The 14,978-nt window shown below is 58.6% G+C and carries 14 protein-coding genes; 11 read left to right on the top strand and 3 right to left on the bottom strand.

Annotated features, from left to right (window positions below; all coding sequences use genetic code 11):
- Positions 1–98: 98 nt before the first annotated feature.
- From DD236_RS07990 to pstB, 6 genes are all read left to right on the top strand, one after another.
- Positions 99–2,561 carry an RNA degradosome polyphosphate kinase gene (locus DD236_RS07990; RefSeq protein ID WP_243410147.1) on the top strand — a complete coding sequence of 821 codons (2,463 nt, stop codon included), beginning with the start codon at positions 99–101 and terminating at the stop codon, positions 2,559–2,561.
- A 2-nt stretch (positions 2,562–2,563) separates the two neighbouring features.
- The gene (locus tag DD236_RS07985) at positions 2,564–3,646 is read left to right on the top strand and encodes an NUDIX hydrolase (protein WP_109093856.1); all 1,083 of its coding nucleotides are present in this window, start codon (positions 2,564–2,566) and stop codon (positions 3,644–3,646) included.
- Between the two features lie 260 nt (positions 3,647–3,906).
- The gene (gene pstS / locus DD236_RS07980; protein WP_243410145.1) at positions 3,907–5,022 is read left to right on the top strand and encodes a phosphate ABC transporter substrate-binding protein PstS; all 1,116 of its coding nucleotides are present in this window, start codon (positions 3,907–3,909) and stop codon (positions 5,020–5,022) included.
- A gap of 59 nt (positions 5,023–5,081) precedes the next feature.
- Entirely contained in the window at positions 5,082–6,185 is a 1,104-nt protein-coding gene (pstC, locus tag DD236_RS07975; RefSeq protein ID WP_243410135.1) for a phosphate ABC transporter permease subunit PstC, read from the top strand.
- Complete coding sequence (gene pstA / locus DD236_RS07970) at positions 6,182–7,261, top strand: phosphate ABC transporter permease PstA (protein ID WP_109093854.1); 1,080 nt, start codon at positions 6,182–6,184, stop codon at positions 7,259–7,261. The genes pstC and pstA overlap by 4 nt, the downstream gene beginning before the upstream one ends.
- Positions 7,262–7,295: 34 nt before the next feature.
- Positions 7,296–8,075: a phosphate ABC transporter ATP-binding protein PstB gene (gene pstB, locus DD236_RS07965; RefSeq protein ID WP_109093853.1), complete on the top strand. Its 780-nt coding sequence runs from the start codon at positions 7,296–7,298 to the stop codon at positions 8,073–8,075.
- Between the two features lie 93 nt (positions 8,076–8,168).
- Here the strand turns inward: pstB and DD236_RS07960 are convergent, their stop codons facing one another.
- From DD236_RS07960 to DD236_RS07950, 3 genes are all read right to left on the bottom strand, one after another.
- A complete protein-coding gene (locus DD236_RS07960; RefSeq protein WP_109093852.1) occupies positions 8,169–9,188 on the bottom strand; it encodes an inorganic phosphate transporter in 1,020 nt (339 codons plus the stop codon).
- Positions 9,189–9,190: 2 nt separating this feature from the next.
- Positions 9,191–9,811, bottom strand: coding sequence for a DUF47 domain-containing protein (locus tag DD236_RS07955; RefSeq protein WP_109093851.1), 621 nt, complete (start codon positions 9,809–9,811; stop codon positions 9,191–9,193).
- Between the two features lie 657 nt (positions 9,812–10,468).
- A complete protein-coding gene (locus DD236_RS07950) occupies positions 10,469–11,143 on the bottom strand; it encodes a winged helix-turn-helix transcriptional regulator (protein WP_109093850.1) in 675 nt (224 codons plus the stop codon).
- A gap of 327 nt (positions 11,144–11,470) precedes the next feature.
- Between DD236_RS07950 and DD236_RS07945 the strand changes: the two genes are divergently transcribed.
- Genes DD236_RS07945 through dtd form a run of 5 tightly spaced genes read left to right on the top strand, consistent with a single transcriptional unit; the run spans position 11,471 to position 14,892 of the window.
- Positions 11,471–12,298: a hypothetical protein gene (locus DD236_RS07945; RefSeq protein ID WP_109093849.1), complete on the top strand. Its 828-nt coding sequence runs from the start codon at positions 11,471–11,473 to the stop codon at positions 12,296–12,298.
- A 9-nt stretch (positions 12,299–12,307) separates the two neighbouring features.
- A complete protein-coding gene (locus tag DD236_RS07940; RefSeq protein ID WP_109093848.1) occupies positions 12,308–12,886 on the top strand; it encodes a heme-binding beta-barrel domain-containing protein in 579 nt (192 codons plus the stop codon).
- 9 nt (positions 12,887–12,895) lie between these two features.
- Positions 12,896–14,065, top strand: a complete 1,170-nt coding sequence (gene ygfZ / locus DD236_RS07935) for a CAF17-like 4Fe-4S cluster assembly/insertion protein YgfZ (RefSeq protein ID WP_109093847.1) — start codon at positions 12,896–12,898, stop codon at positions 14,063–14,065.
- The gene (locus tag DD236_RS07930) at positions 14,065–14,397 is read left to right on the top strand and encodes a DUF2516 family protein (protein ID WP_109093846.1); all 333 of its coding nucleotides are present in this window, start codon (positions 14,065–14,067) and stop codon (positions 14,395–14,397) included. The genes ygfZ and DD236_RS07930 overlap by 1 nt, the downstream gene beginning before the upstream one ends.
- A 42-nt stretch (positions 14,398–14,439) precedes the next feature.
- Positions 14,440–14,892: a D-aminoacyl-tRNA deacylase gene (gene dtd / locus DD236_RS07925; RefSeq protein WP_109093845.1), complete on the top strand. Its 453-nt coding sequence runs from the start codon at positions 14,440–14,442 to the stop codon at positions 14,890–14,892.
- Positions 14,893–14,978: the final 86 nt, after the last annotated feature.

The following is a 14,978-nucleotide window of genomic DNA, read 5'->3' as shown; positions in this document are numbered from 1 at the left end:
CGAGAATGCTTCTTAGTCGAGGTGTTTCTATGGGCCAATACGCTCTAAGAATCAGAACTTGAATCCATTCCGAATCCAGCAATCTAGGGGAAACACTCGTGGCAGATGAGTACACCGAAGCGACGCGACAGCCAGAGCCGGAAGCCGAACAGGCCGTTGCGCCAGAGGCTCATGAGGGATCGCAGGTCGTTCCGGCGGACGCGGATCAGGTGACGGCTCCGGAGGCGCACCGCGCACCCGGCCCCCAGCTGACCGACGAGCAAGATCCGGATCTGGAGGATGAAGAGGTTGCCCTAGGAGTGGTGGATGAGGATGAGCAGCTTGCCGAGCGTGCTCGCCGAAAGGCACGCCTTCGCCTCGGTTCTGCGGTCTCAACAACCTCACTGGTAGATATGGCGCGTCAGGCGCGCGAGGAGGCAAAGCGCTCGCGGCGTTCGCTCGATGAGTCGACGCTGCCCGAGGGGCGTTTTGCTGATCGTGAGCTCTCGTGGTTGGCGTTCAACGAGCGCGTGCTGGAACAGGCGGAGGATCAGGATCTTCCCATTCTGGAGCGTGCGTGGTTCCTAGCGATCTTCGCCTCGAACCTAGACGAGTTCTTCATGGTTCGCGTGGCTGGGCTCAAGCGGAGGATCGCGATGGGCGTGGCCGTTCCGGGTGCCTCGGGCCTCAGCCCCCGGCAAACACTCGACGGGATTATCGAGCGTGCTCAGGAGCTTATGTCCCGGCATGCCGACGTGTTCCTCAAAGATATTCAGCCAAAGCTGGCTGATGTAGGCATTGATATCCTGCACTGGAAGGACCTGCCGGATCAGGAAACGGGTAGGCTCCGTAAGTTCTTCAAGAAGCAGATCTTCCCGGTACTGACGCCTTTGGCAGTGGACCCCGCGCATCCGTTCCCCTACATCTCGGGTCTCTCCTTGAACCTTGCCGTGGTGCTGCGCAACCAGAAGACTGGCAAGAACCTGTTTGCCCGGATTAAGGTGCCAGAACTGCTGCCTCGTTTCATCGCGGTGGATGCAGAGGGCCGTCCATATAAGCCAGAAGACGTTCCGGTGGACGTTGAAGGCCGCACAAAGTATGTGCCATTAGAAGAAGTGATTGGCGCACACCTCGATCAACTCTTCCCCGGCATGGAGGTATTGGAGTATCACAATTTCCGGGTCACGCGAAACGAGGACCTAGAGGTTGAAGAGGACGATGCTGAGAACCTCCTGACTGCCCTTGAGAAGGAGCTGGTGCGCCGGCGCTTCGGGCCCGCGGTGCGCCTAGAAATCGAGCAGAAGATGTCCTCGCATGTGCGAAGCATTTTGGTACGCGAATTGGGAGTGCGCAGCGAGGATGTGTTTGAGCTTCCCGCACCGTTGGACCTCACGGGCCTTAACGTTGTGCATGATCTTGACCGCCCCAACCTGAAGTATCCGCGCTACGTTCCCGTCACCTCCTACGGGCTGGCAGAAGTGGAATCGGCGAAGCCGGGCGACGTCTTCGAATCGATCCGCAGCCACGACATTCTTCTGCATCACCCATACGAATCTTTTTCTACCTCGGTCCAGCAGTTCATTGCGCAGGCGGCGGATGATCCGGATGTGCTTGCCATCAAGCAGACCCTGTACCGGACATCGGGAGATTCGCCGATCATTGATGCCCTGATTCGGGCGGCCCGTGCCGGCAAGCAGGTACTAGCCGTGGTGGAGATTAAGGCGCGATTTGACGAGCAGGCCAACATCGAATGGGCCCGCAAGTTGGAGCACGCGGGCGTGCACGTTGTGTACGGGATCGTTGGGTTAAAAACTCACTGCAAGCTTTGCCTCGTGGTACGCCAGGAAGCCGAGGGACTGCGGCGGTACTGCCACGTGGGCACCGGCAATTACAACCCCAAGACTGCGCGTGGCTATGAGGATCTCGGCTTGCTCACGTGCGACCGAGACGTCGGCCAAGATCTTACTCGGCTGTTCAACCAGCTTTCGGGTTACGCCCCGCAGGCCAAGTTCCACCGTCTGCTCGTGGCACCCACGGGAATCCGCGCCGGCCTGATAGATCGCATCGAGCGCGAGATTGCCAACAAGAAGGCCGGGAAAGACGCGTGGATCAAGCTGAAGGCCAACTCACTCGTCGATGAGAAGACGATCGACGCGCTCTACCGAGCCAGTCAGGCGGGCGTGCCCGTTGATATCCAAGTTCGCGGTATCTGCGGCCTGCGCGCGGGTATCCCTGGGCTCTCCGATAACATCAGGGTACGTTCGATTCTAGGTCGCTTTTTGGAGCACTCCCGTATTTACGCTTTTTGCGACGACGGCGACACAGACGTCTTCATCGGATCCGCCGATCTCATGCATCGCAACCTCGATCGCCGCATCGAAGCGCTCATCCGGATCACCGATCCGGTCATGATCAAGACCCTCGTGGACATGTTGGATGTGGCGTGTGCGGATACCACCAGCTCCTGGCATTTGGAGCCTGATGGGTGGGTCCGCCACCACCTCAGTCCAAAGGGCCGTCCGCTTCAGGACATTCAGGAGCTCCTCATGCGTCAGGCGCGCTCGCGGGTAGCGGGTAGGTAGCGATGAGCGGAGATCTTGAGGTTGAGGCGAATGGTGAACCGGGGGAGCCGGATAGCGTACTTCGTGATGAAAAGGCGGGTGGCGCACACAAGCGTCAGCCAACGCAGAGCACCAAATCTGACCTGCGTGCAGCGGGCGGTATCGTCTGGCGCAGACGTGGGCGACGGCTCGAGGTTGTACTGATCCATCGTCCCCGGTATGACGATTGGTCCTTCCCAAAAGGAAAGATCAAGGAAAACGAGGATCTTCGCACGTGTGCAATCCGCGAGATCACCGAGGAGACCCAGCTGAACGTTGCGCTCAGCCGCCCGGCAGGGACGATCAGATACCGCTTGGCTAATGGGCTACTTAAAGAAGTGACCTACTGGGTATGCCATGAGTTGGAGTCTAGCCATCCGGCTCTCAAGGCGCGGCCGAAGATTAAGCCAGCTTCTAAGAATGAAATTGATCAGGTGTTGTGGGTTCCGCTCTCCGAGGCCATGGTGATGCTGACCTCCGAGCAGGACCGTGAGGTTCTGGGCCGCGTTGTTGATATGTGGAGCGACGGTAAGCTGGATACGACGCCAGTCATCTTGGTGCGTCACGCCCGGGCGGTGAAGAGATCCAACTGGCAAAAGGGCAAGGGCACGGAAGAGACCCGCCCCTTGACAGCCCGTGGCAAGGAGCAAGCCAAGGTAATCGCGCGTCAGCTCGACGCGTATGGTGCGCGGCAAGTAACGTCCTCGCCGTGGGTGAGATGCATGGATACGCTACAGCCGTACGCCGATGCCGCACATCTGCGAATCATCGAGAGGCCCGAGCTGACCGAGCACGCGTACTCCAAGCATAAAAAGCCCGTTGCTCGCGCGGTGCGTGATCTGATTAGGGAAGCGCAGGAGACCGTAGTTGTGTGTCTGCATAGGCCCACGCTCCCCAGCGTGTTCAAATCGGTGAGTGATCGATCGCCCAACGGATTATCGAAGAAGATCCCGGCGAAGGATCCGTATTTGAAAACTGGTGAGCTTTTTGTGGCGCATGTGGCGCATCCCTATGGGAGGGCAGCACAAGTTGTAGCGGTGGAGCAGTATCGCCCCACCACTCGATAGGACTATCGCCCGCTAGCCCGGCAATCCAAATTCTGCGTCAGCTCTCTAAAAAGCTCACCGGGATTGCGTCAGACCTTGAACAAGCTCACCGGGATTGCGTCAAGAATGTGTTTCGGGGAGGGCAATGTCTCCTCCGCGGGCCCGCCTTACGGGAACGTTCACTGACCGTTCACTAGCCGCTGGCTGCCCGGTTACAGTACATCCTTATCGTTGCTCGTGAGCGCACCGTGCGCTCCTCGCGACATCAAAGGATGCACATCGTGAAAACTGAACGCTTCAAGGGTGCAGGGCTAACGGCTCTCGCCGGTGCAATCGCCCTGACGCTTTCTGCTTGCTCGTCTGGCCCACAGGGTGACGGGGCAAATGGCGGCTCCACAACAGGTGATTCCGCTGCCTCCGGATCTGACGCTGGCGGAACCATCAACGGCTCCGGAGCATCGTCACAGGCTAATGCACAGCAGGCGTGGCGCGACAACTTCTCGTCAGTCGAATCCGCAATCACCGTCAACTACGAGGCCACGGGATCTGGAACGGGCCGTGAGCAGTTCCTTGGTGGACAGGTCCAGTTTGCCGCCTCCGACGCAGCACTCTCCGCTGACGAGCTAGAGAAAGCTCAGAACGTTTGTGGGGAGGTCGTGGAACTTCCCGTCTACATTTCCCCAATTGCAGTTGCCTACAACCTTCCGGGCGTAGATGAGCTGAACCTCTCCGCCGATAGCGTGGCGGGTATCTTCGCTGGAGATATCACGAACTGGAGCGACCCGGCCATTGCAGCGGATAACCCTGACGCAGATCTCCCAGATCTGGATATTATCCCCGTGAACCGTGCGGATAAGTCCGGTACCACGGAGAACTTCACGGCCTACTTGGCTGAGGCGGCACCGGATGTGTGGACGGAAGAGCCCGGAGAAGTCTGGCCAAGCACCGGAACGCAGTCGGCTGAGAAGACCTCGGGTGTTGTCCAGCTCGCGCAGTCAGTTGAGGGATCAGTGACCTACGCGGATGCCTCTCAGATTGGCGATCTCAAGCATGCAAACATTGAGGTGGGCGGAGATTTCCTCGAGTACTCGCCGGAGGCCGCTGCGGCAATCGTTGATAACTCGGCACCAGCCGAGGACGCAACCGACACGATCATCTCCTTTGATCTGGTGCGCGACGGCTCGGTTGAAGATGCTTACCCGATCGTGATGGTCAGCTATCTGATTGGTTGCCAGACATATGACGATCCCGCCGTGGCGGAGAACGTCAAGGCCTACTTCACCTACGTTGCTTCGGCCGAGGGCCAAGAAGTTGCAACGAAGGCTGGTGGCGGAAACGCCCCGATCTCCGATGAGCTGCGCGACGAGGTGCAGGCTGCAATTGACACCATTGAGTGATTGGCCGGGCTGGGTACTACAGGCTAGTATCCAGCCCCATCGCCGCACAAGGAGTACATGTGGCAGCAGAGACAATCGTGAAACTACCTGAGAAAGCGAAGAACGCGTCTGAAGGGGCCGCGGCGGCAACGCCAGCGAAAACGACGAGGCCACAGAAGAAGGCCGTTCAGGGACGCGGCGATGCCGTGTTTGCCGGTATCGCGAAGGGCGCAGGAATCATCATCATCCTGCTGCTTGGTGCGGTAACCTTCTTCCTTGTATCGCAGTCTTACCCCGCTTTCATCGCATCGGATGAGACCGTTCAGAGCGAGGTGGGATTCACTCGCGGTATGAGCTTCTGGCAGTTCGCCGGAGCAGCTCTATTCGGCACGGTCCTCTCAGCGACCATCGCCCTTTTGGTGGCCACACCATTTGCCATCGGAATCGCGCTCTTTATCTCTCACTTCGCCCCGCGACGGTTCGCCGGAGCGTTAGGTTACGTTGTAGACCTCCTCGCCGCGATTCCCTCCGTAGTGTTCGGGCTGTGGGGAATGAACACCCTAGAGCCGGTGATCCGTCCGATCTTTGCGTGGATCTCCGATATCCTCACTCCCGCGATGGAATGGTGGGTAGGCAACATCCCAGGTATGGGTTATATGGCGGACAACTTCGACTGGTGGCCGCTCACCCCGGACCTCGTTCATTTCGTCCCGCCCGCACGCAACATCCTGATGGGTGGCCTAGTCCTGGCGATCATGATCCTTCCCATCATTACCTCCCTGTGCAGGGAAGTATTCCTGCAAACACCCAAGCTCCTTGAAGAGGCAGCGCTTGGGCTTGGTGCTACCCGCTGGGAGATGATCCGGATGACGGTGCTGCCTATTGGCCGATCTGGGATAGTTTCGGCCGCGATGCTGGGCCTCGGCCGTGCGCTCGGAGAAACGATGGCGCTCCTCATGGTTCTATCCGCTGGTCTCCAAGTGAACTTCTCCGTGATGTCCCCGGGCCAGCACTCTACGATCGCTTCACAGATTGCCTTGAACTGGCCCGAAGCCCAAGGTGGCCTTGAACGCCAGTTCCTCATCGGGCTCGGCCTGCTCTTGTTCATCCTCACCTTCGTGGTGAACTTTGCTGCCCGCCGCGTGATGGCCCGTTATTCAGAGTTTTCAGGAGCGAACGCATGAGTGAATCGGAATTCGTCGCGGTTAGAAACGATGCGGAACCCAAGGTAGGTGACCCTACGAAGGCCGGGACCAAGCGTTTACCCAAGTGGGTGCCGTGGGCCGTAGGTGCCGTGTCAGCACTGGCATCTGTTCTGGCCTTCGGCGGCCCGGATGGGACGTCCAACATCATGGGAATGACGATAGTGGCGGTGCTGATCTATCTGGCCGCGATTCTCATCCTGTCCCGCAACTACGAAGGTGCGCGCCACAGTTCAGATCGCCTAGCAACAACCCTCATCGGAGGCTCGTTTCTGCTGGCCGTGGTGCCTCTGCTCTCGCTGCTGTACACAGTGGTGGTGAACGGTCTTGGCGTCATGTCTGGCGCGTTCCTCAACCACACCACAGAGGGCATGACGCTAGAGGGGGCCGTCCCCGGTGCCGGCCATGCCATCATCGGCACGTTGGAGGTTACTCTCTCCACGGCGCTCATCGCGATTCCACTCGGCGTCTTCACAGCCATTTACCTCGTCGAGTATGAGGGCGGATGGCTGAAGAAGGTCATCACGTTCCTCGTGGACATCATGACGGGCATTCCCTCAATTGTGGCTGGGCTATTCGCCGCCGCGATGTTGCCCCTCCTCGTGGGCGATCCAGGGTACCGATCCGGCTTTATGGGCGCGGCTGCACTCGTGGTGCTCATGACCCCACTCGTGGTGCGAAACACCGAAGAGATGCTGCGCCTAGTCTCGAACGAACTGCGCGAGGCCGCCTACGCCTTGGGTGTCACGAAATCTCGAACCATCGTCAAGGTTGTGTTACGCACAGCGCTTCCGGGCATCGTATCCGGATGCGTTATTGCCACCGCCCGAATCATTGGTGAATCTGCCCCGCTCCTTATCACCGCGGGATCCACCGATTACTACAACTTCTCACTATTCAACGACAGGGTGATGACTCTGCCAGTGTTCGTCTATAACCAGTACGTTGCCGGCAATTTCTCGCTGGCATGGGGCGGGGCACTCGTCTTGGTAGTGCTGGTACTTATTCTCAACCTCATCGCGAAGCTCATTGCCCACTGGTTCGCACCCAAGGGGTAATAATGATGGGCAAGTTTCTCGGAAAGGGACACCAGTGTCACAAGGCATCGATGTAACAAACGAAAGCATCTACTATGGCCAGCACAAGGCCGTGGAGGACGTGAATGTCCATATCAACCCATCTTCGGTCACGGCTTTGATCGGCCCCTCAGGATGCGGCAAATCCACCTTCCTCCGCTCCCTCAACCGCATGCACGAGGTGATCCCCGGTGCGTACGTGGAGGGTGGGGTGAGAATTGACGGGTTGGACATTTACGCGCCCGGGATCGATCCCGTGGACGTTCGCGGGCACGTGGGCATGGTGTTTCAGCGCCCCAATCCATTTCCTACGATGTCCATTGGCGATAACGTTTTGGCGGGTATTCGCTTGAACAACAAGAAGCTCAAGAAGTCGGATGCGGATGAGATCGTGGAGCGCTCCCTTCGTGGGGCGAACCTGTGGGAGGAAGTCAAGGATCGGCTGGGGCGTCCCGGCTCCTCGCTTTCCGGTGGTCAGCAGCAGCGGTTGTGCATTGCGCGCGCTATCGCGGTTCAGCCTGACGTGCTCCTAATGGACGAACCATGTTCGGCGCTAGACCCCATCTCCACTCTGGCCATCGAGGACCTCATGACGGAGCTCAAGGCCACCTACACTATCGTGATCGTGACCCACAATATGCAGCAGGCGGCTCGCGTTTCACAGATGACAGGCTTCTTCAACATTGACGGGGCCGGGGCGCCCGGGCGGTTGGTCGAGTTCGCGGAGACAGAGACCATATTCTCCAACCCGTCTGAGAAGGCCACGGAGGATTACGTTTCCGGGCGGTTCGGTTAGTTTTTGAACGACGACGAAGGGCCCGCCGGCTGGCGGGCCCTTTATGTGTCAATTAGTAACTTCACGCGACTGCGCTTACTGGAGCTGCGAGTGTTAGGCGGGGATAACCTGCAGGAGAAGCCATGTCACTGCTGCGGCAATAGTGGCGGAGGCGGGAATCGTGAGAACCCAAGCGGTTACGATGTTTCCGGCAACGCTCCAGCGCACGGCTGAACGCCGCCTCGTCGCGCCCACACCCATGATCGCCGAGGTGATTGTGTGCGTTGTGGAGATTGGAGCGGCCCACACGAATGCGGTTGTGTACAGCACGCCGGCTGCGACTCCCTCTGCTGCAAAGCCCCGGGCTGGGTCAAGATCGATGATCTTCTGTCCGAGTGTCTTCATGATGCGCTGGCCACCCGAGTATGTGCCCAACGAAATTGCCAGAGCGGCGCCAATCTTTACCCAGTTAGGGATGCCGGAATCGCCCGGCTCATGGTAACCGCCAGCAACGAGCGCGAGGACCACAACACCCATGGTCTTCTGTGCGTCCTGAAGGCCGTGGCCCAGTGCCATTGCCGCAGCCGAAATTGTTTGGAGGTGCCGGAAACGGCGCATCGTGGGCTTGTATGAGGCGTTCGCCAAGAAGGCAAGCAGGATCTTCATGACTAGGTAGGCCAGCACGAAGCCCACCACCGGAGAGAGCACCATGGGGATCACCACCTTGTCCAAGATGACGTCCCAGTGAACAGTCAGTGCGCCCACAAGGCCTGCACCGGCGAGGCCGCCAATGAGGCCGTGGGATGAAGAAGAAGGCAACCCGAACCACCATGTGATGAGGTTCCAGATGATGGCGCCGGCAAGGGCGCCCAGTACAATCGCTAGGCCAACGTGGGCCGTTTCGGCATCGGGGATGTGGATGATTCCACCGCCGATGGTCTCCGCGACCCCAGTGCCTAGGAAAGCGCCGATAAAGTTCATAACCGCCGCCATCGTGAGCGCTTGACGGGTGGTCAGTGCGCGAGTAGCAACGGAGGTGGCGATTGCGTTCGCCGCATCATGGAAGCCGTTCGTGAAGTCAAAAATGAACGCTACGGCAACAATGAATATGACCAGCAGAAGGGTCTCGGTCAAGATCAGGACTCCTTGATCGCGATCGATTCAATGGTGCCCGAGAGTTTCTCGAAGGCGTCGATGGCATCCTCGATCACGTCAAGTACCAGCTTGACCTTCATGACCTCGAGGGCGTCTGTAGCGTTCTCGAACAGTGAGCTGACCATCTTGCGATAGACCTGATCGCCTTGATTCTCCAGCTGGTTGATTTCGATCCAGAAGTCTCGGGTCTTCTCATTGATCACCGAGAGCTGACCCAAGGTGTCATGGCTGAGTGCAGCGCAGTTGCGAAGGATCTCCACCTGAGTGTTCACGCCGTCAGGGAGCATGCCTGGCTTGTACAGGACGATGTTGTCCCCGGCCTCATCCATAAGATCAATACAATCGTCCACTACCGAGGCGAGCTCGTAGAGATCCTCGCGATCGAAGGGGAGAACGAAGGACTGGTTCACCTTGCGCAGCACTGTGTGGCAAGCTTCGTCAGCCCTGTGCTCAACCTTATGGAGCTCATCGTTCAGGGCGCTGCGGCTTTGAGGGTCTGCACCGATAATTTTGGTCAGGATGTCGGCCGCTTGTACGAGGTATTGCGATTGATCCGCCAATAGCTCGAACAGGCCATCAGATTTGGACTTCTTAAAAGCCACGAGATCTCCTTGAGGTTCAAGGTTGCCGCAAGATGAACGGCATTCCACTAAGCAGAATAGGCCATGTGAACGCGCAGTCCTATCTACTTGGGGAGATTACTATCATAATCGGCCACAAATCCGGCAAGTATGGAGGTCTCAGAGCCGCTGATTCTAGCTGTGCAACTAACGCAGAATCGGCGGATTATCGCGGACTTTGAGCCGCTAACCCTGCCAGTGAAACACCCTAGGCCGTACGGCCTAGAGCCAGTGTGGGATGGTGCACCGTTTTCTTGATATAGTCCCGGCTTTTCACCATTTGTTCACCTTCTGTTTACCTTGCCGCGTGGGCAGAGCCGGAATAACCCCTTTAACCCCTGCTCCCGGCCTCAAGCCTGAACAGAGAAAAAGGTAAGAGCCGCACATTGTGCGGCTCTTACCTGTAAGACACCGAACCCGAGAGCGCCAGTCGGCGCGAAGGCCGCTCGGAGCGGCAATAGTTGGAGCCCGGGGCTTCCGTGATCCGATGTCGTACAAACAGCATAACACCCAAGATCGTGCATGTCTCGCATTCATTTGATAACTTTTTGGTCGCGAATTCACTGCGACTCGAAACGCTGATATTTCAAGGAAAAGTGGCCGAAAACTACTTAGGAGTAAGTTGTGTCGGGCTGCTGATTAGGCGTCGAACCGGTAGCCAACGTTGCGCACGGTGGAAATGAGGGATTCGTACTCTGGCCCCAGTTTGGCTCGGAGCCTGCGGACATGCACATCGACGGTTCGTGAGCCTCCGAAGTAGTCATATCCCCAAACTTCCTGGAGCAGTCCGTCGCGGGAGATCACCTTGTTTGGATTTGCGGCAAGATATCGGAGGAGTTCGAACTCCTTGTACGTCAGATTGAGCTGCCGATCGCCAGCGCGGGCCATGAAAGCGTTGGAATCGATGGTTAACCCTCCGATTGCCAGAATGCTTTGATCAATGCTCTCTTGGCGTGCCTCAGCCTGAGCCCGATCACTCATCATCCGGATGCGGGCTTGAATCTCGGCCGGGGGAGCGCTGTATAACACGGTATCGGTTGCGCCCCATGAGACGGCAACTACTGCGAATCCTCCTTCTTCGAGCACGAGGAGGATTGGTGGGGCTTCCATCGCGCCGCTGGCAGCACGGCATAGAGAGCGGGCTGAAACAAGATCCCTCCGCCCATCAAGAATGAGTGTGTCAGCGTCCAAGTTCATCGCTAGGGCGGAAGTTGTCAGTGGCGCTACTTCTACATCGAGTGTGAGGAGGGCCAGCCCGGGGAGGACATCTGTGGGCGCTGCCGGTTCAGACGTGAACAGTACTATTCCTGCCATCGCACCTCCCGTTGGTAGTAACAGACCCATCATAGTTGCACGGGTGCCTACTATGCGCGCGCTGAGAATAGCTGTTCACGGTGTGAGCCTTCCGAATATAGATTGGCGGCATGTCACTGAAAAGGTATGATCTCTCGCCGCTTGAGCAGCTCCTTTCATGGCTCAAAGATACAAAAGTGTCATTTTCGTGAAACACGGTGGTAATTCGCCGTCGTCGTCAAAGTAAAGGAATGGGCCACGTACGAAGCCTGGCTTCGGGGTGGCCCGGACACGCGGGATCTGGACCAACGTTGCCCGTGGACCGGTTCGACGTGAGAAGATTCTGAGGTGGAACAGCTCCGATCATTTCCAGAAACGCGCAGGCAATTCCTCGGCATCATGCTGCCAGCGTTGGTTGGGGTTGTGCTGTTGGGCGCTGGTATGGCACAAGCTGCGTACGGTAAAGGGGCCGGATCGTCTTCGGCAGATGTGCAGTTGCAGGCGGTGGTGCTTGATCCTTTCGGTGTGAGGTTCATAGTTCTTCTTGCCGGATTGGCTGCCGTTATGGGCTTCTTGGCGTTCTCCTTACCGCGCCTGCTAGAGCTGCCGCACGAGGGAATTGCGCGAGTGTGCCTCCTCGTGGTGGCCGCTGGCGCATTAGCGGCCGCGTCTCTTGGGACGGCAGAAGATCTAGCGTTGGTGGCGGCGTTATCGGTTCTGCTTGTGTTCTTGGCGGAGATGTTCCGGCCCGGCCCGAGGGAGAATCTGCTCCGACAGGTATCTGGCACATACACCGCCGCGCTCATCACCATGATGGGTTCGCTGTGGATGCTGATGGCCCGGACTCAGGGTGGCGGATACCTCGGACTTCTTTGCGCTGGCGGGATCGGTGGGGCTCTCACTGTTTCGATTCTGTTCCTCGGGACGGCTCGGTTGATTGGTGTGCCCCTCGGGGCGTTGGCGGGTGCTGCGATCGCTCAGTATTTCTTGCCCGATATGGGCTGGTGGCCATGCCTTTTCCTAGCGGTGTGTCTTGGGCTTGTGATGTGGGGCCTTGATGGGCTCGCTCGCATGGTGGGGATGCGTGACGGGGGAGTGGCACGGGCCGGTTTCGGCCTGATCCCGGTTTCCGCCATCGGCGTTGTTGGGTATGCCCTCGCCCTTCTTGTGCTCTAGCCTTGGCACATGGTCTTTCAAATCCCGGAGAATCTTGCACCCGAGTGCTATCCCATGGCGTGGCTAATGGATTCGTGGCGCGGAGCTGGTGTGCTCGAATACGAAGGTATCGATGCGGCGGCTTACCTTCACGAATTGACGATCGATAATGACAATAATGGCCCATACCTCCGTATTCGCTCAGACGTCTGGCTAGCCAACGAACCTGCTGGCGCCGTTGATCAGGAAGTACCCGGGGCGGCCATGTATGACGAACTGTCCAAGGGTGAACTCTGGAGTTCGGCCACGGGCTATTTGCGCGCTACCCCTGGCGCCGAAAAGCGCGATGGAGCAACGCTCCTCGAGGCTATGACGGCTTCGCCTGCTGGCCATGCCACCACTTGGGTTGGTCTTATTAAGGGGCCCCAGCTTCAACTGGCCGCCGATGCTATCGCTGGCTCACCCACGGCAGCTGAAATGACTGAGGCACGGCTCGTGGGAGGCCTTGTGCAGTCAGACTTCTTTGTGGCCTACGATATGGCGGCTTTCGGGGCGGAGTTACGAAGCTATATGGCCGGCCGCCTCTCTCGCGGCCAAGCGTCTGAGTAGGGCGAGGTAATGTCCGAAAAGAGCCCACTGATATCTCTCCTTCACGCCGTGGAAGCCGACGATCTTGATCAAGGCATCGCCGCACACTACACCGCCCCTTTCCCGGAGCAACGAGCTTTGGATGCGGGGGAGGCATTTACCGATCTTTCTAACCGAGAGGTTATCGAACTCCGTGGGCCTGACCGGCTCAAGCTGCTCCACCTGTTAACAACGCAGGATGTGGAGAACCTCAAACCCGGAGAATCCACAGAGCTTATGGTCCTCAGTCCCACGGGCCACATTGAGAGCGTGGCCGGAGTGCTTCAGACCGCCGAATCCACGTGGTTGCTCGCGGACGTAGGCGCCGGTGCGCCACTACGCGAGTTCCTCATGTCTATGAAGTTCATGATGGACGTTGCGGCGATTGACCGCCCGGATATCACCATGTTTGGTGGCTACGGCGGAATCCACAAAGCACTAGAGACTGTAGCCCTGAACCCAGATGGCTCCACTCCGCTTGTCTGGGATGATCCGTGGCCGGATACAGCACCCTTCGCTGCAACGTATGGCCCGCCCGATGATGACCATCCAGCGGCCGGTGCGCACCGTATGATCGCCTTGATCAACCGAGCCGATCTAGAGACGGCAGCAACCCATCTGATCGAAGACGAAGGTCTTTCTCCCGCGGGCGTCACCGCATGGGAGGCCCTTCGCGTGGGGTATTGGCGGCCGCGTCAGGCATTAGAAGTGGGAGAGCGCTCCCTTCCGCACGAGCTCGATTGGATTAGGACGGCAGTTCACCTCGAAAAGGGCTGCTATCGCGGTCAGGAAACTGTGGCGAAGTTGGTCAACCTTGGCAAGCCACCACGGAGGTTAACTCTTTTGTATCTGGAGGGCCCGCCCGATAAGCTTCCAGCACACGGCGATCCTGTGCTTTTCGGAGACCGAACGGTTGGTCAGGTGACCTCAGGTGTGCGTCACTACGAGGAGGGGCCTCTAGCCCTCGCGCTCCTGCGCCGAAATCTGGATCCGGACGCGGTTGTCAGCATCGGGAAGTTCCAGGCGAGTCAAGAGCCGATCGTATCCCCAGATGGCAAGTCCAGCGCCTCGCCGGAGGTCCGCCCCGGTAACGAGTTCAGGGGACGCGGCGCGTCTAGCCGGGGCGCTCCCGGCGGAGGCCCGTCATTGGGAGGTCACTGATGTCGTATTACGGCGCCATGGGATGGATCAGCCTCACCATCTCCGTGGTTGTGATCGGGCTGGCGCTATGGGCTCTAATCGCCGCCGCCTTCCGCTCCTCCTCGGATTTTGTATACGCCGGAACCACGAAGACGCGCTGGCTGGTTGGGCTCATCGCCTCACTTCTTGTCTCGCTTAACGGGTTTGCCTACAACATTCCGTTAATGTTTGGATGGCTGCTCTCCATCGCGGCGATCGTGGCACCGATCTACTATCTAGGTCCGGTCCGCTCCCGGATGCCACAAAAGCGGGGCCGTCGTGGCGGCCAGCGCAGCCAGCGCGGTGGCTGGTAGCCGCCGATAAGCCAGAAGAAAGATACGTGCGAAGGGAACATCATGCGCGCAGTAATTCAGCGTGTAACGCGGGCGCAGGTGAGTGTGGAGGGCGAAGTCTTGGGCTCCATCGGCACCGGGCTTTGCGTCCTGGTAGGTGCTACTCACGGTGATGGGGCCGCCCAGACCTCGAAAATTGCCAGGAAGATTGCGCAGTTGCGTATTCTGCGGAATATTGAGGGCGACGACGACCCATCGCGTCGCGTGAGCGCCGAAGAATCGGCTGCATCGATCCTCCTCATCTCCCAGTTCACGCTGTACGCCGATGTGCGCAAAGGCCGCAAGCCAGGGTGGTCCCACGCGGCACCCGGCCCGGTGGCGGAACCATTGGTAGAAGATGTGGCCCGCGAGCTCCGCGAAACATATGGGCTGCATGTTGAAGAAGGGAAGTTCGGTGCGATGATGGAAGTCCAGATCGTTAACGATGGTCCGTTCACGATTCTGGTGGAGGCCTAGCGCCTAACGCCTGTGGCGAACAGTTGGCATATCCGGCCCGGGGCGTCGTTACAGTTAAGTGAATTAACTTGTGCCATCCAAGGAGT

It is taken from the genome of Ancrocorticia populi (assembly GCF_003123745.1).
GTDB lineage: Bacteria > Actinomycetota > Actinomycetes > Actinomycetales > Actinomycetaceae > Ancrocorticia > Ancrocorticia populi.
Note: the sequence above shows the minus strand (reverse complement) of the source record. Positions and strands in the feature narration are given on the sequence as shown.